General features: G+C 67.9%; 13 protein-coding genes. 3 read left to right on the top strand and 10 right to left on the bottom strand.

The window, feature by feature from the left end:
- Nucleotides 1-132 precede the first annotated feature (132 nt).
- Together glyS and glyQ are read right to left on the bottom strand one after the other, a co-directional pair.
- On the bottom strand, nt 133-2244 hold the full coding sequence (gene glyS, locus ACM14_RS03720) for a glycine--tRNA ligase subunit beta (protein WP_065345368.1): 2112 nt from the start codon (nt 2242-2244) through the stop codon (nt 133-135).
- Nucleotides 2245-2278: 34 nt separating this feature from the next.
- Nucleotides 2279-3217, bottom strand: coding sequence for a glycine--tRNA ligase subunit alpha (gene glyQ / locus ACM14_RS03715; RefSeq protein ID WP_012203218.1), 939 nt, complete (start codon nt 3215-3217; stop codon nt 2279-2281).
- Nucleotides 3218-3575: 358 nt separating this feature from the next.
- On the opposite strand from glyQ, the gene ACM14_RS03710 reads away from it, so the two are divergent.
- Both ACM14_RS03710 and ACM14_RS03705 read left to right on the top strand, forming a co-directional pair.
- Nucleotides 3576-4694, top strand: a complete 1119-nt coding sequence (locus ACM14_RS03710) for an SPFH and helix-turn-helix domain-containing protein (protein ID WP_047217774.1) — start codon at nt 3576-3578, stop codon at nt 4692-4694.
- Nucleotides 4695-4767: 73 nt separating this feature from the next.
- Entirely contained in the window at nt 4768-5943 is a 1176-nt protein-coding gene (locus ACM14_RS03705; protein WP_065345367.1) for a zinc ribbon domain-containing protein, read from the top strand.
- 16 nt (nt 5944-5959) lie between these two features.
- Here ACM14_RS03705 and ACM14_RS03700 read toward each other — a convergent pair whose 3' ends face one another.
- The 6 genes from ACM14_RS03700 to ACM14_RS03675 all read right to left on the bottom strand — a co-directional run bounded on the left by ACM14_RS03700 (nt 5960) and on the right by ACM14_RS03675 (nt 13380).
- Nucleotides 5960-7075 carry a TIGR03364 family FAD-dependent oxidoreductase gene (locus ACM14_RS03700; protein ID WP_065345366.1) on the bottom strand — a complete coding sequence of 372 codons (1116 nt, stop codon included), beginning with the start codon at nt 7073-7075 and terminating at the stop codon, nt 5960-5962.
- Between the two features lie 33 nt (nt 7076-7108).
- Nucleotides 7109-8887 carry a putative 2-aminoethylphosphonate ABC transporter permease subunit gene (locus ACM14_RS03695; RefSeq protein WP_065345365.1) on the bottom strand — a complete coding sequence of 593 codons (1779 nt, stop codon included), beginning with the start codon at nt 8885-8887 and terminating at the stop codon, nt 7109-7111.
- Nucleotides 8884-9957 carry an ABC transporter ATP-binding protein gene (locus tag ACM14_RS03690; RefSeq protein ID WP_013804249.1) on the bottom strand — a complete coding sequence of 358 codons (1074 nt, stop codon included), beginning with the start codon at nt 9955-9957 and terminating at the stop codon, nt 8884-8886. The genes ACM14_RS03695 and ACM14_RS03690 overlap by 4 nt, the downstream gene beginning before the upstream one ends.
- Nucleotides 9958-9971: 14 nt before the next feature.
- Nucleotides 9972-11015 (bottom strand): putative 2-aminoethylphosphonate ABC transporter substrate-binding protein, encoded by a 1044-nt coding sequence (locus ACM14_RS03685; protein ID WP_065345364.1) that lies wholly within the window; start codon nt 11013-11015, stop codon nt 9972-9974.
- A gap of 162 nt (nt 11016-11177) precedes the next feature.
- Complete coding sequence (locus ACM14_RS03680; RefSeq protein WP_013804251.1) at nt 11178-11918, bottom strand: GntR family transcriptional regulator; 741 nt, start codon at nt 11916-11918, stop codon at nt 11178-11180.
- A gap of 10 nt (nt 11919-11928) precedes the next feature.
- Complete coding sequence (locus tag ACM14_RS03675) at nt 11929-13380, bottom strand: NCS1 family nucleobase:cation symporter-1 (RefSeq protein ID WP_065345363.1); 1452 nt, start codon at nt 13378-13380, stop codon at nt 11929-11931.
- A 210-nt stretch (nt 13381-13590) separates the two neighbouring features.
- On the opposite strand from ACM14_RS03675, the gene ACM14_RS03670 reads away from it, so the two are divergent.
- Nucleotides 13591-14472, top strand: coding sequence for a LysR substrate-binding domain-containing protein (locus ACM14_RS03670; RefSeq protein WP_034398134.1), 882 nt, complete (start codon nt 13591-13593; stop codon nt 14470-14472).
- A 6-nt stretch (nt 14473-14478) separates the two neighbouring features.
- On the opposite strand, the gene rfbC is transcribed toward ACM14_RS03670, so the two are convergent.
- Both rfbC and rfbA read right to left on the bottom strand, forming a co-directional pair.
- Complete coding sequence (gene rfbC, locus ACM14_RS03665; protein WP_065345362.1) at nt 14479-15027, bottom strand: dTDP-4-dehydrorhamnose 3,5-epimerase; 549 nt, start codon at nt 15025-15027, stop codon at nt 14479-14481.
- The gene (rfbA, locus tag ACM14_RS03660) at nt 15024-15914 is read right to left on the bottom strand and encodes a glucose-1-phosphate thymidylyltransferase RfbA (protein WP_065345402.1); all 891 of its coding nucleotides are present in this window, start codon (nt 15912-15914) and stop codon (nt 15024-15026) included. Before rfbA ends, rfbC begins: the two co-directional genes overlap by 4 nt.
- Nucleotides 15915-15955 lie beyond the last annotated feature (41 nt).

Below are 15955 nucleotides of genomic sequence, written 5' to 3'. Positions count from 1 at the left end.
CGCGTCCCAAGACGAGGGACACCGAGGAAGGGCCGCCCCGCACCGAAGGTGTCGTCCCCCTCCCTTGCGAAGCAAGTAGAGAGGCGCCGTGCCACGGGGGGAAGGCGAGAAGCGCCTCAGGGGGTGCTCCATTTACGCCAGTCGCGAAAGGTCCGCCACGCGGTTCATGGCTTCGTGCAACGTGGCCAGCAGGCCCAGGCGGTTGGCCTTGAGGGCCGGGTCTTCGGCGTTGACCATCACATGCTCGAAGAAGGCATCGACCGGGGCGCGCAGCGCGGCCAGGGTCTGCAGGCTGGCCGTGTAGTCGCCGGCAGCAAACTGCTGCTGCGCCTTGGGCGCCACCGATTGCAGGGCTGCGTACAGGTCCTTCTCTGCCACCTCGGCCAGCACGGCCGCGTCGACCTGGGCCTGCACGGCCTGGTCGGCCTTCTTGAGGATGTTGCCCACGCGCTTGTTGGCGGCGGCCAGGGCCGGTGCCTCGGGCAGCTCGCCGAAGGCGCGCACGGCTTCCAGGCGCTTTTGCACGTCGGACAGGCGCTGCGGGCGCAGGGCCAGCACGGAGTCCACTTCCTGGGCCGAGAAGCCCTGCTCACGCAGGTTGCCGGCCAGGCGGTCGTAGATGAAGTCGGCCAGCTGGGGCGTGGCGTCCTCGATCTTGTCGCCGAAGGCAGGCAGCACGCTGACCAGCAGGGTCTCCAGGTCCAGCGCCAGGTCCTTCTCGACCAGCATGCGGATCACGCCCAGCGCATGGCGGCGCAGCGCGAACGGGTCGCGGTCGCCCGTGGGCAGGTTGCCGATGCCGAACATGCCGACCAGGGTTTCCAGCTTGTCGGCCAGGGCCACGACCACGCCGGCGTTGCCGCGCGGCAGTTCGTCGCCCGCAAAGCGGGGCTTGTAGTGGTCCTCGATGGCATCGGCCACGGCCACGTCCAGGCCGTCGTTGAGCGCGTAGTAGCGGCCCATGGTGCCCTGCAGCTCGGGGAACTCGCCCACCATGTCGGTCACGAGGTCGGTCTTGGCCAGTTGCGCGGCCAGGTCGGCCTGCTGGGCCAGGCCCGTGTCGCCCAGCTGGCGGGCAATGCTCTTGGCGATGGAGCGCACGCGCTCCACGCGCTCGCCCTGGGTGCCGAGCTTGTTGTGGTAGACCACCTTGCCCAGCCCGTCCACGCGCGAGGCCAGGGTCTTCTTGCGGTCCTGGTCGAAGAAGAACTTGGCGTCGGCCAGGCGCGGGCGCACCACGCGCTCGTTGCCGCCGATGACGGCGCTGGCATCCTGCGGGCTGATGTTGCTGACCACCAGGAACTGGTGGGTCAGCTTGCCGGCGGCGTCCAGCAGGGGGAAGTACTTCTGGTTGGCCTTCATGGTGAGGATCAGGCATTCCTGCGGCACGTCGAGGAATTCCTTCTCGAACTCGCAGACCAGCACATTGGGGCGCTCGACCAGCGCCGTGACCTCGTCCAGCAGGGCCTCGTCCTCGATGGGACGGACACCGCCGCCCACGCGCTCGGCAGCAGCCTGCAGCTGGCGCGCGATCTCGGCACGGCGCTCGGCGAAGCTGGCGATGACGGCACCTTCCTCGCGCAGCTGCGCGGCGTAGTCATCGGCGGAGCGGATGACCACGGGATCGACCGCCGCCTCGAAGCGGTGGCCATGCGTGGCCGTGCCGGCCGTCAGGCCCAGGGCCTTGACGCCGATCAGCACTTCGGTGCCGTGCAGCACCACCAGGCCGTGGGCCGGGCGCACGAAATGGACGCTGCTCCAGCCGTCGGCCAGCTGGTAGCGCATGACCTTGGGGATGGGCAGCTTGGCAATGGCTTCGTCCAGCGCCTTTTGCACGCCATCGGCCAGCATCACGCCGCGCACGGTGGAGGCGTGGAACAGGGCTTCGGCCTTGCCTTCGCCCTGGCGGGTCAGGCCGGCAACGGCTTCTTCGCCGGCACCCAGGGCGGCCAGCTTCTTGATCAGGGCGGGCGTGGGCTTGCCGTCGGCGTCCAGGCCCACGGAGACGGGCATGAGCTTTTGCGACACGGCCTTGTCCTCTGCCTGGGGCAGGACTTCGGTGATATGGGCGGCCAGGCGGCGCGGCGAGGCATAGGCCGTCAGGCGCGCTTCGCTGGAGGCCAGCAGGCCCTGGGCCTTGAGCTGCTCGAACAGCACGCCGGCAAAGGCGTCGCCCAGCTTTTGCAGCGCCTTCGGGGGCAGCTCTTCGACAAACAGTTCAACAAGAAGATTCGATGCGTTCATGGTCTGGTGTTCTCTCGGTGCAGCGGTGTCCGCCTCAGGCGGCCTTCTTGCCCTGTTGTTCGGCGGCCTTGGCCAGCTCGGCCAGCACTTCGTCGGCATGGGCCTTGGGCGCCATGGGGAAGCCCAGGCGCGCACGGCTGTCCATATAGGCCTTGGCCACGGCGCGGGCCAGGTTGCGGATGCGGCCGATGTAGGCGGCACGCTCCGTCACGCTGATGGCGCCGCGCGCATCGAGCAGGTTGAAGGTGTGGGCGGCCTTGAGCACCTGCTCGTAGGCCGGCAGCGCCAGCTGTTCGCCGATCAGGTGGTTGGCCTGCTTTTCGTAGGCGCCGAAGGCGGTGAACAGGAAGTCGGCGTCCGAGTGCTCGAAGTTGTAGGTGGACTGCTCCACCTCGTTTTGGTGGTAGACGTCGCCGTAGCTCAGGCCGTCGGTCCAGGTCAGGTTGTAGACGTTGTCCACGCCCTGCAGGTACATGGCCAGGCGCTCCAGGCCGTAGGTGATCTCGCCCGTGGCGGGCTTGCAGTCGATGCCGCCGACCTGCTGGAAGTAGGTGAACTGCGTCACCTCCATGCCGTTGAGCCAGACTTCCCAGCCCAGGCCCCAGGCGCCCAGCGTGGGGTTCTCCCAGTCGTCCTCGACGAAGCGGATGTCGTTCTTCTTGAGATCGAACCCCAGGGCTTCGAGCGAGCCCAGGTACAGCTCCAGGATGTTGTCGGGCGCGGGCTTGAGCACCACCTGGAACTGGTAGTAGTGCTGCAGGCGGTTGGGGTTGTCGCCATAGCGGCCGTCCTTGGGGCGGCGGCTGGGCTGCACGTAGGCGGCCTTCCAGGGCTCGGGGCCCAGGGCGCGCAGGAAAGTGGCGGTGTGCGAGGTGCCCGCGCCCACTTCCATGTCATAGGGCTGGAGCAGCGCGCAGCCCTGGTCGGCCCAGTAGGACTGCAGCTTGAGGATGATTTGTTGGAAAGTGAGCATGACTTGTTTCAGGCGTCGCACGCAGGCCGGGGCCGCGCCGGTGAATGAGAGGCGGCTCGCGCCGCGCAAACGACGATTTTAAGGCGCCGCCCGGCCCTGCGCCGTGGCGCGGGCCTGCGGCCCCACGGCAGACGCTCCACAGGGCGATCTGCATCAAAAAACGGAGCAGGCGACACATGCCGGCAAAGGCCGTGGCGCGCGAAGACCCGAAAGCCCGCCTTGCACGACGCATCCGGATCATTTTTTGACAATTCACCAGGGCAGCGGCCGGTGACCGTTCGCCACGCCGCCATGCACGCCCCCTAGAATGGCCCACTGACCTTTTTTGTCGTGGACCACCACCGCCCCGGAGCCTGCCATGAACCTGATGAACATCATCACCAAGCAACTGATAGAGATCATCGAGTGGACCGATGACTCGCGCGACACGCTCTCCTACCGCTGGCCCGATGACGACAAGGAAATCAAGAACGGCGCACAGCTCATCGTGCGCGAGTCGCAGCAGGTGCAGTTCGTCTCGGCCGGCCAGTACGCCGACCTGTTCAGCCCCGGCAAGCACACGCTGACCACGCAGAACATTCCCATCCTGTCTACCATCCAGGGCTGGAAGTACGGCTTCAACTCGCCGTTCAAGTGCGATGTCTACTTCATCAACACGCGCCTGTTCACGGGCAACAAGTGGGGCACCTCCAACCCCGTGATGGTGCGCGACAAGGACTTCGGCGCCGTGCGCCTGCGCGCCTTCGGCACCTATGACTTCCGCATCGTCGAGCCGGCCAAGTTCCTCAAGGAAGTGGCGGGCACGGACCAGAACTTCCGCATCGACGAGTTCGCCGACACCATGCGCTCGCGCATCATCAGCGTGTTCACCGAGTCGCTGGCCAAGGCCCAGGTGCCCGTGCTGGACGTGGCCCAGCGCTATGGCGAGCTGGGCGATGCGCTGCTGCCGCTGATCAACCCGGCCATGACGGACAAGTACGGCCTGGAGATCACCAGCTTCGTGCTGGAGAACGTGTCCGTGCCGCCCGAGGTGGAGCAGGCCATCGACAAGCGCTCCAGCATGACGGCCATCGGCAACCTCAACGACTACGTCAAATACCAGATGGGCCAGGCCATGACCACGGGCGGCGAAGGCGCTGCCGCAGCCACCCTGCCCGCCACCATGGCCATGGGCTTCGGCATGGCGCAGGAGATGATGAAGAGCATGCAAAGCGGCGGCGGTGCCGGTGGCGCACCGGCCGGCCAGGGCCAGGCGTCCGATCCGTTCTCGCCCGCTGCCGCACAGGCGGCCCAGGCGCCCGCAGCGCCCGCCGCCGGTGGACTGCAGGTGCTGACCCCGGCGCAGGCGGCCCAGGTGCTGGGTGTGAGCGAGGCCGATGTGCTGGCCGAGATCCAGGCCGGCAACCTCAAGGCGCGCCAGATCGGCAGCCAGTGGCGCATTGCGCAAGCCGCACTCGATGACTTCCTGCGCGGCTGACATTTCCGTGTCTTGACCCTTTGCGGCGCCAGGCCCTGCCTGGCGCCGCGTCCCGTTTTCCAGGACCGATGCCGTGAGCGCGCCCTCCTCCAGTTCCTCCAGCACCTCGACTTCCCCCGCCTCCGGTTCCTGGGAGGCCGCAGCCGCCGCGCCCGCCATGGTGCGCAAGCACCCCTGCCCCGAATGCGGCGCCAACCTCGAATGGAATGCCCAGGCCCAGGCGCTCAAGTGCCCGTACTGTGGCACCACGGTGCCCTGGAGCGAGGAAACGCGCGAGGAACTGGGCCGCGATGTGGTCGAGCAGGACCTGGCCGAGGCGCTGCGCAACCCAAAGTCCGGCCGGGGCTGGGGCACGGAGGACCGCTACGAGGTCCAGTGCCAGAACTGCCGCGCGATCTCGGTCTTCGTGAACCGCACCGTGGCCCAGCGCTGCGACTTCTGCGGCTCGCCCTCCATCGTCGCCCATGAGGAGCAGGGCGATGCCATCACGCCGCAGAGCATCCTGCCCTTCAAGATCAGCGACGGCCAGATCCGCGACCGCATCCGCCAGTGGTACGGCAGCCGCTGGTTCGCGCCCAACCGCCTGAAGTCCGCCGCGCTGACCGACACGCTGCATGGCGTCTACCTGCCCTACTGGACCTTCGACGCCCACGCCAGCGCCGACTGGCAGGCCGAGGCGGGCTTCTACTACTACACCACCGAGTCCTACCGCGACAGCAACGGCAACGTGCAGACGCGCCAGGTGCGCCATGTGCGCTGGGAGCCGGCCTCGGGCAGCCTCGCCCATTTCTTCGACGACGAGCTGGTGCCCGGCACCGTGGGCGTGCACGCCAACCTGCTGCGCCAGGTGGAGCCCTTTCCCACCACCACCGACCTCAAGCCCTACACGCCCGAGTTCGTGCGCGGCTGGACCGTGGAGCGCTACCAGATCGACCTGGGCAAGGCCGCGCAGGTCAACGTGCAGGACATGGACGAGCAGCTGCGCGCCCTGTGCGCGCGCCAGGTGCCCGGCGACACCTACCGCAACCTGCAGATGCAGCGCGAGTACCAGGGCCGCACCTTCAAGCACATCCTCGTGCCGGTCTGGCTGGTGGGCTACACCTACGGCAGCAAGACCTTCCAGATCATCGCCAACGGCTACACGGGCCAGATTGCGGGCGAGCGCCCCTACAGCGCCCTCAAGATCACGCTGGCCGTGCTGGCCACGATCATGGTGCTGGCGCTGCTGTGGGTGATGTTCGGCAAGTAAGTAGGCCGGCTGCCGCTCACCACGCGCTCCAGACCTCCTCGGCCAGACCGAACGCCGTGCTGGCGCCGGACCCGCCCGTGACAGCGACCACGCGTGTGGCCTCGTCGGGCGCATGCACCACGCAGGGCGCGTCCTGCGCACTCGGGTAGACGCCCACCCAGCGCTCCACCACCTGCGCATCGCGCAGGTTCAGGGCCTCGTTCATGTGGCGCAGCATCAGCCGGTCCACGGCTTCGCTGGCAAAGGGCTGGGGCGCTGCGCCGTAGTGGTGGGAATCGCCCACCACCAGGCTGCCATCAGCGCTTTGCACGGCGATCAGGTGGATGCCGTGGGCCAGGCTCTCGCCCTCCTCCCGCTCCAGCTCGGCGCGCAGCGCGGCGGCTTCGGGCAGGGCGCTGTAGCCCTCGTATCTGACCATGCTCAGGTCACCCATGACCGAGCCCTTGAGCCGAAAGCCCGGCTGCGGCCGCACGCGCAGCATCTGCAGCTGGCACAGCTGGATGCGGTGCGGCGCCCACAGGCCGGCGAACAGGCCGCCCGGGTCGGCGTTGTTGCAGACCACCACGCGCTCGCCGTGGTAGCTGGCGCGCGTGCTGCGCACCCGGGGCGCGGCCACGTCGAGCACGGCCTCGCCAAAGCGGAAATCCACGCCCATGGCCTGCTGCAGCCACTGCGCCAACCTGGGAATGGCTGTGCGCGACTCCACGCGCAGTTCATGCGGGCTGTAGAGCACGGCGGACAAATCCCCAGTACGCAGTGCAGGATGGCGCTCGGCGGCCTGGGCCGGCGTGAGCAGCTCGCAGCGCTCGCCCATCGCCGTGCTCAGGAAGGCATGGAGCACGGCCTCGGCGCTGGGGCGGCGCGCCGTCAGCCACAGGCCGCGGTGCACGACCTCGATGCCGGCCTGCGGCGCAATCTCGGCCCAGGTGTCGCGCGAGCGCATGGCACGCCGCCAGTGGGCACCGGCCTGCTGGCCCGTGACGGTCACAAAGCCGAAGTTGCGGATGGAGGCGGAGATGCAGGCCGCGTCGCGCTCGATGACGAGCACGCTGCGGCCACGGCGCGCGGCCGCATAGGCGTGGGCCAGGCCGACAATGCCGGCCCCCACCACGATCAGGTCGTAGTTCTTCATGAGAAAAAAACGGAGGGAGGAACAGAGAAGGAATCAGCGCTGGCGCCAGCGCTGCGTGCGCCGCTGCACCCAGGCATCCAGCGCCGCGATCAGCAGCCGGCCCGTGGCGGCGGTGGCAAAGATCAGCGTGGCCATGGCGGCGGCGGGCGCGGTGTCGCCCGCGTCGTCCATGGCCAGCACCGCCACCGAGGCCAGCGTGGTCTCGGGCGAGTAGAGGAACACCACGGCCGACACCGTGGTCATGGCGTTGACGAAGAAGTAACCGGCCACCTGCATCACTACGGGCATGCACACCGGCAGGTGCACGCGCCACAGCAGCGTCCAGAAGGCCACGCCCAGGGAATCGGCCACGCGCTCGTATTCGGCATCGAGCTGCTGCAGCGCGGCCAGTTGCGTGATGTGCGCCACCGAGAAGAAATGCGCCACCGAACACAGCACCAGGATGGCCATGCTGCCGTACAGAAAATGCAGCGGATTGCCCTGGGCATTGAAGAACAGGATGTAGCCCAGGCCCAGCGCCAGCCCCGGCACGGCCATGGGCAGCGTGGCCACGGCATGCAGCCACTGGCGCGTGCGTGCCCAGCGCTGTGGCTTGGCCACCAGGTAGGCGGTCACAAAACTCAGCACCGCCCCCACCACCGCCGTGGCCAGCGCCATGGACAGCGAGTTGCCATAGCTGGCCCAGCCGCCGCCGTCCATCATGTCGAAGCGGTAGTTCTTGAACGTCAGCGTGAGGTTGTACGGCCAGTAGCTGACCAGGGAGGCCAGCACGGCCGTGCCCATGACGGCCAGCAGCGCCAGCGCCACCAGCGCGCAGTAGGCAAGCAGCGCGCGGTCCAGCGGCGCATGGGGCTGGGGCACCAGCGGCACGGAGCGCACGCCCATGGTCGCCGCCTGCCGCGCACGCAAATGGCGCTCTGCCGCAAAGGCCAGGCCGGCCGGCACCAGCAGCAGCATGGCCACCACGGCACCCATGGACAGGTTTTGCTGGCCTATGACCTGCTTGTAGATATCGGTGGCCAGCATGGCCGTGTTGCCGCCAATGACCTTGGGCACGCCGAAGTCGGTCACCACGAGCACGAAGACCACGATCCAGGAAATCATCAGCCCGTAGCGGCTGGCTGGCAGCGTGACCTGGCGGAAGCTGCGCCAGCGGCTGGCGCCCAGCGTGGCGGCCGCCTCGTACAGGCGCGCATCGCCCGAGGCCAGCGTGGTGCACAGAATCATCAGCGCATGCGGAAAGGTCCAGAGCACCGAGCCCACGATGATGCCGAAGGGCCCGTAGGCCGAGCCCCCCTGCAGCCAGCCCTTGAGCAGGCCCTGGCTGCCGAACAGGTAGATCAGGCTGATGGCCATGAGCAGCGAAGGCGCCAGCAGCGGCACCAGCGCCAGGCCCCGGAACCAGCGCGCCAGCGGCATGCAGCTGCGCACCACGCCATAGGCATAGACATAGGCCAGCAGCACGCAGACCGTGCTGCTCACGGCCGACAGCCACAGGCTGTTGAACAGCGATTGCGCCACGCCCGGCATGCGCGCATAGGTGATGAACTGGGCCAGGCCCGTGAAGCGGCCCGTGTCGTCCCAGAAACTCCTGCCCAGCAGGCTGGCGACCGGCAGGGCGATGGTGGCCAGCAGCCAGGCCAGTGCGCCCAGCACCAGTGCGCCCAGCCACCAGCGCTCCCAGCCTGCGCTGCGCCCCCGCGGACGCACGGGCCCTGCAGGCGCGCTGCGGCGGGCGGAAACGGAGCGGTCCACCGGCACGGGGACGGGCACAGGCACGGAAATGGCCGTGTCCATGGGATGCGCGCTCATGCGGCCTTCCTCGCGTCGGGCGCCGCCAACGGCTGCAGCGCGGCGGCGGGCAGCTCCATCAGCACCTCGCCCTGCAGCCAGTCGGGCAGGCCCACGTCGTGGCGCAGGGGCCACTGGGCGTCAACCTGGCATTGCAGCGTGGGGCTGAACAGGCGCACCAGGGCCATCGATCCCAGGAAGGAGGTCTCCACCACGCGGGCGCGGAACAGGTTGGCCAATGCCGTGGGCTGGGCCGGGTGCAGCACCACGCTCTCGGGCCGCACGCCCACCAGCAGGGCAGCGCCAGGCTCGAAACCGGCCAGCGCGCAGCGCAGGCTGGCCTCGCCGATGCGCACCTGGTCCGCCGATTCGGCCGTGGCCGGCAGCAGGTTCATGCGGCCCACGAAGCCGGCCGCGAACTGGCTCACGGGCCGGGCATAGAGCTGCTCGGGCGAGCCCTGCTGCTCGATGCGGCCCTGGTGCATGAGCACCACGCGGTCGGCCATGGACAAGGCCTCTTCCTGGTCGTGCGTGACCATGATGGAGGCAATGCCCAGCTGGCGCTGCAACTGGCGGATCTCGCTGCGCAGCTCGGTGCGCACCTGGGCATCGAGCGCGGACAGCGGCTCGTCGAGCAGCAGCAGGCGCGGCCGGGGCGCCAGCGCACGGGCCAGGGCCACGCGCTGCTGCTGGCCGCCCGACAGCTGGGCCGGGTAGCGCTGGGCCTGCGCGCCCAGGCCCACCAGGGACAGCATCTCGGCCACACGCTCGCGCGCCTGCGCTGCAGGCTGCCCGTTCAGCCCGAAGGCCACGTTCTGCGCGGCCGTGAGATTGGGAAACAGCGCATAGCTCTGGAACACCACGCCAAAGCCACGGCGTGCGGCCGGCCAGCGCGTGATGTCATCGCCCTCGAACAGCACCCTGCCCTCGTCAGGCATGTCGATGCCGCAGACGATGCGCAGCAGCGTGGTCTTGCCGCAGCCCGAAGGGCCGAGCAGGCTGACGAACTCGCCCGCCTCAACGTTCAGGTCAATGCCGCGCAGCACCTGCTGCTCGCGGTAGCGCTTGGCGATATGGTCTATGCGCAGCATGGCGTGGCTCCGGCTTACTTTTTCTCTGCCTTGGCTTCGTAGCGGCGGCTCCACTCGGCCAGGATGCGGTCGCGGTTATCGGCGGCCCAGTTGAAATCGTTCTTCGCCAACCGCTTTTCCAGATCGGCGGGGATGAACTCCAGCTTCTCCTGCGCCTCGGGCAAGGCCAGCACGGCGAAGTTGGCGGCGTACAGCTTGTTGGCCTCTGGCGTCACGGCCCAGTCGGCCAGCGCCTTGGCGGCTTCCTGCTTCTTGCTGGTCTTGAGGATGGCCGTGGCCTCCACATCCCAGCCCAGGCCTTCCCGGGGGAAAACGATGTCGATGGGCGCACCATCCTTCCTGGTCTTGCTGGCTCGGTATTCGAAGCTCAGGCCCACGGGAAACTCGCCGGCCCCCGCCTGGCGGCAGGGCTTGGAGCCGCTGTGCGTGTACACGCCGATGTTCTGGTGCAGGCCGTCCATGTAGGCCCAGCCCTTGTCCTCGCCCATGATCTGCAGCCAGGCCGCGACCATCAGGTAGCCCGTGCCGCTGGAGGCCGGGTGGGGCATGGTGATCGTGCCCTTGAACTCGGGCCTGACCAGGTCGGCCCAGCTGGCGGGCACGGGCAGCTTGCGCTTGCCGGCCTCCACGGTGTTGAAGCAGATGGCCGAGGACCACAGGTCCATGCCCACCCAGGTCGGCTGCGCGCGCGGATCGCGCATGTTGGCGCGCACCTTGTCCAGGCCCTTGGGCGCATAGGGCTGCAGCATGCCCTGCTTGTCCAGCAGCATCAGCGAGGTGGCGGCCACGCCCCAGATCACGTCGGCCTGGGGGTTGGCCTTCTCGGCCAGCAGGCGGGCCGTGATGATGCCCGTGCTGTCACGCACGAACTTGAGTTCGATCTCGGGATGGGCCTTCTCGAAGCCGCTCTTGTAGGCCTTGATCTGGTCGGCCTCCAGCGCGCTGTAGACCAGCAGCTCGGTCTTGGCCGCGTGGGCCAGGGATGCGAAGGAGGCGACGGTCAGCGCCGCAGAGGCAATGGCGAGGCGGCGGCCCAGGGAGGCAAGGATGTGGCGCATGGCGTGGCAGTTCCGTTGTGGGTTCGTGGACAGGTGGCAGGTTCACCACCTCTGACACCCACTTTAGGAAGCGCAGGTGAAACGCCCGTGTCACACAACGGAAATTTGACGAAGCGGGTATTGGCGGATTTGGGTGCCCCACCCATCGCCCACCCCGTCTCTTCAGCCGCGCGGCTTGCCCCTGCCTGTGCGCGTTGCCTGGGCGGCCTGGGGCTGCAGCGCATCCAGCAGCCGGTCCTGCAGGCGCGCGCGGTGGGCAAGGTTCTGATCCAGTCTGGCGGCCAGCGCGTCGATGTGCTCGCGCATCAGTTGCTCGGCGCGCGCCATGTCGCCGGCCGCCAGCGCATCGACGATGGCCTCGTGGTCGGCATTGGAGTGCTGGGCCTCGGTCTGCGACTGGTACAGCGCAGACACCAGGGTGGTGCGCGCCGAGAGGTCGGCCATCATGGCCGTGAGAAAGCGGTTGCCCATCTGCTCGGCCAGGCAGACGTGGAAGTCGGCCAGCAGCACGCTGCGCTGGCCGGCGTTGTCGGCCTCGGCGATGGCGCCCCGCTCCTGTGCCACATGCTCGCGCAGCGTGCGTATGGCCGCCTGCAGCGGCCGGCCCGCGTCGCGCAGCATGCCGGACTCCAGCACGCGGCGCGCGGCATAGGTTTCCTGGGCTTCCTCGAACGAGGGCTCGACCACGTACCAGCCCTGGCGCGAGCGCACCTCGACGAAGCCGCGCGCCTGCAGCTGCATCAGCGCCTCGCGCACCATGGTGCGGCTCACGCCGAAGACCTCGGCCAGTTCCTTTTCGCCCAGGCGTTCGCCAGGACGCAGCTTGCGCTCGACGATGGAGCGCATGACACGCTCGGCAATCAAGGCCGGCCCGGTGGCCGGCGCATCCTGCGGCTCGGACATGGCAGACTCCTCAGGCCGCGGCCGGAATGCGGCGCGGGCGCAGCGTGGCCATCACCCAGTACACGCTGCCGCCGATCAGCACGCCGAAGAACCAGCCGTAGGTGCCCCACCAGACCGGCAGCAGGCTGGTGAAGTTGGGCAGGATGGTGGAGAACACGCTGCCGATGCCCGTGGCGATGAGCGCGTTGACGTTCCAGCCGCCCTCGTAGCGGTATTCGCCATGTTCGTCATACAGCGCGGCCACGTTGATGTTGCCCTTGGCCACCAGGTAGTAGTCCACCAGGATGATGCCCAGCAGCGGCCCCATGGTGGCGCCGATGGCGTTCACGAAGTGGGCAGCGCCGCCCTCCCATGGTGCAAAGGGGTAGAGAGCCAGGGCGATCAGTGCGGCGATGTATCCGCCGCGCTTGAAGTCGATGCGCTTGGGAAACACGTTGGAAATATCGAAGGCCGCCGAGACGAAGTTGGCCACCACGTTGATGCCCAGCGTGGCCACGGCAAAGGTGACGGCGGCCAGCAGGGCCAGCACCCAGCTGTCGAACTTGGCCGAGATCTGCTCGGGGTGCAGCAGCACCTCACCATAGACCTTGAAGGCCGCAATCGTGGTGATGCCGGCCACCAGCGAGAAAGCGATCAGATTCACGGGCAGGCCCCAGAGGTTGCCCTTGGCGACCGCTTCCTTGTTCTTCGCATAGCGCGAGAAGTCGCAGAAGTTCAGGTACAGCGCCGCAAAGTAGGTGATCCAGGTCGCGCCCACGGCCATCAGCGCCCAGAAGCTGCCCGGCGCGCCGCTCACCCCCGCATCCTTGGTCTTGTCCAGCAGCACATCCATGGGAATGCCGTGGTCGAAGCTGAAGCCGCCGGCCTTCACGCACAGGCCGATGGCCAGCACCAGCATGGCGATCCACACGGCAGGCCCGGCCCAGTCCTGGAATCGCCGCACGGTCTCCATGCCCCTTTGGATGATCAGCAGCTGCAAGGCCCAGATGACCACGTAGCAGATCACCTCCAGCCCCGAATGGCCCAGCCAGTGCGTGGTCTGGTGGAAGGACAGCAGGGCGTCATTGCGCACCAGCAGCGCCACCATGGCGCCCGAGGCGGCCGCCGTCTGCGCGCCATACCAGAAGCAGGCCACGACGGCGCGCACCAGCGCCGCCAGATTCGCCCCCCAGACCCCGAACGAGGCACGCGCCAGCACCGGGTAGGGCACGCCGGTCTTCTCACCCGCATAGCCCACCAGGTTCATCAGAAAAAAGATGACCAGGGAGCTGATGCCGATGGCGATCAGAAAATTGACGAAGCTGCCGCACAGCAGAAACAGGCTGGCCGCCAGGTAGTAGCCCCAGAGGCTGTGCACGTCCGAAGTCCAGACGTTGAAGATGCTGAAGGCGCCCCAGCGGCGGTCCCTGGTGGGCGCCAGATCTTCGTTGTAGAGACCTGGCGAGGGGTTGCGGATGTCCATTGATGCGCTCCTTGACCACGAGTAATCACTGACACAAGACCAGCCGAAAACCATGATCAGCTGGCACACAAACTGGCACGCAAACTGGTATGCAAGAAGTGTGCCTTTGGGCGCAGGAGTTTTTTCCCGGGACATACCCGGCCACCGCAGGCCTTCAGGCTGCGGCGACATGGTGAAATATGGAGCCGCCCCCCTGCCTCCAATCCCGCCATGTTCGTCACGCAGCTCAAGTCCTTTTTCTGGGTCGCCCGCCTTGGCAGCATCACGCAAGCCGCGCGCCAGCTCGCACTGAGCCAGCCCACCGTGACCACCCAGATCCGCGCGCTGGAAGAGCACTACGGCGTGGAGCTGTTCCATCGCCAGGGCGGACGGCTGTCCATCACCGATGCCGGCTTGCGCCTGCTGCCCCAGGTCGAGCAATTGCTGCTGCAGACCATCCAGCTGGAGTCGGCGCTGCGCCATTCGGGCGATGCCAGCCAGGGCCAGCTGCGCATAGGCGCGACGGCGCCCTACTACGTGCTGGACATCGTCAAGCGCTACCAGCGGCGCTTCGAGCGGGTGGAAGTGGCCATCGTGGGCGGCAACTCGCGCCAGATGGTGCAGGCGCTGGTGGACTACCAGGTGGACCTGGCGACCTCGTCACACCTGGAGAGCGATCCGCGCCTGCTGCGAGTGGAGCTGGGCCAGGACCCGCTGGCCCTGCTGGTGCACCGCAGCCACCGGCTGGCGCAGCGCACCATGGTGCAGGCGTCCGATCTGGTGCACGACACGCTGATCCTGCGCGAGCGCGGCTCCATGACGCGCCAGCTCACCGAACAGATGCTGGCCGCCGCCGGCCTGGCACCGCGCCACATCATGGAAATCGCCAGCCGCGAAGCCATCCGCGAGGCCGTGATCCGCGACATGGGCATCAGCGTCTTCGCCCGGCATGAAGCCTCGGCCCACCCCGACATCGTCGTCCTGCCCTTCGCAGGCCCCGTGCCGCGCCTGCCCGAGTACCTGTACTGCCTGCGCGAACGCCGCCAGGCCCGGCTGATCGCCGGCTTTCTGGAGGAAGCCGTGCCGGGCGGGGTGCTGCCGGACCAGATGTGAACCGGCTCAGGCCAGCTCGGCATCCGCCAGCAGCGGCTGCTTGAGATCCTTGTCCGACAGCGACATCTCCACATCGAGCTGCGGCCACTGCACGCCGATGGCCGGGTCGTCCCAGGCAATGCCGCGATCGGCCTGGGGCGCGTAGAAGGCCGTGGCCTTGTAGAGGAAGTCGGCGCTGTCGCTGAGCACCACGAAGCCGTGGGCAAAGCCTGGGGGCACCCACAGCTGGCGGTGGTTGTCTTCCGTCAGCTCGGCGCCCACCCATTGGCCAAAGGTCGGCGAGCCCTTGCGGATGTCCACGGCCACGTCGAACACGGCGCCGCGCACCACGCGCACGAGCTTGCCCTGGGCATGGGGAGGCAGTTGGTAGTGCAGGCCGCGCAGCACGCCCTTCTTGCTGCGGCTGTGGTTGTCCTGCACGAACTGGTGGTCCGTGCCCGTGGCCTGGTTGAAGGCCTGCTGGTTGAAGCTTTCGAGGAAGAAGCCGCGATCGTCACCAAACACCTTGGGCTCGATCAGCATCACCTCGGGGATGGCCAGGGGTGTTGCCTTCATGCGTGCACCTTTTCCTTGAGGATCTGCAGCAGGTACTGGCCGTAGCCATTCTTGGCCAGGGCCTGGCCCAGCGTCTCGAGCTGGGCACGGTCTATCCAGCCCTGGCGGAAGGCGATCTCCTCGGGGCATGACACCTTCAGGCCCTGGCGCTGCTGCAAGGTGGCGATGAACTGGCCGGCTTCCAGCAGGCTGTCATGCGTGCCCGTGTCCAGCCAGGCATAGCCACGGCCCATGAGCTCCACATTGAGCTGGCCCTTGTCCAGGTACAGGCGGTTGAGGTCGGTGATTTCCAGCTCGCCGCGCGCCGAGGGCTTGATGGACTTGGCCAGTTCCACCACCTGGCTGTCGTAGAAATACAGGCCCGTGACCGCGTAGTTGCTCCTGGGCTGCTTGGGCTTTTCCTCCAGGGAAAGAACCCGGCCCTGGGCATCGAACTCGGCCACGCCATAGCGTTCCGGGTCCTGCACATGGTAGGCAAACACCGTGGCGCCTTCGCTGCGCGCGTCAGCGCGTTCGAGCAGGCGGGGGAAATCGTGTCCGTAGTAGATGTTGTCGCCCAGCACCAGGGCGCTGGGGGCGCCGGCCAGGAAGTCTTCGGCAATCAAAAAGGCCTGGGCCAGGCCATCCGGGCTGGGCTGGACGGCGTACTCCAGCTTCAGGCCCCACTGCGAGCCGTCGCCCAGCAATTGCTCGAAGCGCGGCGTGTCCTGCGGGGTGCTGATCACGAGGATCTCGCGGATGCCCGCGAGCATGAGGGCGCTCAGCGGGTAGTAGATCATCGGCTTGTCGTAGACCGGCAGCAGCTGCTTGCTGATGGCCAGCGTGGCCGGGTGCAGGCGGGTGCCGGAGCCGCCCGCGAGGATGATGCCTTTGCGTGTCTGGTTCATGTCCTGGATCCTGGGGTTCTTGCTGAAGCGCGCAGCCACGC

The sequence above is a fragment of the Delftia sp. JD2 genome (assembly GCF_001682645.1).
Taxonomy (GTDB): Bacteria; Pseudomonadota; Gammaproteobacteria; order Burkholderiales; family Burkholderiaceae_C; genus Comamonas; species Comamonas acidovorans.
Note: the sequence above shows the minus strand (reverse complement) of the source record. Positions and strands in the feature narration are given on the sequence as shown.

What these genes read in the sequence shown, in the direction of transcription:
- glyS (WP_065345368.1), bottom strand. Translation starts at nt 2,244, where the DNA reads ATGAACGCATCGAATCTTCTTGTTGAACTGTTTGTCGAAGAGCTGCCC.
- rfbC (WP_065345362.1), bottom strand. Translation starts at nt 15,027, where the DNA reads ATGAAGGCAACACCCCTGGCCATCCCCGAGGTGATGCTGATCGAGCCC.
- ACM14_RS03680 (WP_013804251.1), bottom strand. Translation starts at nt 11,918, where the DNA reads ATGTCCGAGCCGCAGGATGCGCCGGCCACCGGGCCGGCCTTGATTGCC.
- ACM14_RS03675 (WP_065345363.1), bottom strand. Translation starts at nt 13,380, where the DNA reads ATGGACATCCGCAACCCCTCGCCAGGTCTCTACAACGAAGATCTGGCG.
- glyQ (WP_012203218.1), bottom strand. Translation starts at nt 3,217, where the DNA reads ATGCTCACTTTCCAACAAATCATCCTCAAGCTGCAGTCCTACTGGGCC.
- ACM14_RS03685 (WP_065345364.1), bottom strand. Translation starts at nt 11,015, where the DNA reads ATGCGCCACATCCTTGCCTCCCTGGGCCGCCGCCTCGCCATTGCCTCT.
- ACM14_RS03670 (WP_034398134.1), top strand. Translation starts at nt 13,591, where the DNA reads ATGTTCGTCACGCAGCTCAAGTCCTTTTTCTGGGTCGCCCGCCTTGGC.
- rfbA (WP_065345402.1), bottom strand. Translation starts at nt 15,914, where the DNA reads ATGAACCAGACACGCAAAGGCATCATCCTCGCGGGCGGCTCCGGCACC.
- ACM14_RS03700 (WP_065345366.1), bottom strand. Translation starts at nt 7,075, where the DNA reads ATGAAGAACTACGACCTGATCGTGGTGGGGGCCGGCATTGTCGGCCTG.
- ACM14_RS03695 (WP_065345365.1), bottom strand. Translation starts at nt 8,887, where the DNA reads ATGAGCGCGCATCCCATGGACACGGCCATTTCCGTGCCTGTGCCCGTC.
- ACM14_RS03710 (WP_047217774.1), top strand. Translation starts at nt 3,576, where the DNA reads ATGAACCTGATGAACATCATCACCAAGCAACTGATAGAGATCATCGAG.
- ACM14_RS03690 (WP_013804249.1), bottom strand. Translation starts at nt 9,957, where the DNA reads ATGCTGCGCATAGACCATATCGCCAAGCGCTACCGCGAGCAGCAGGTG.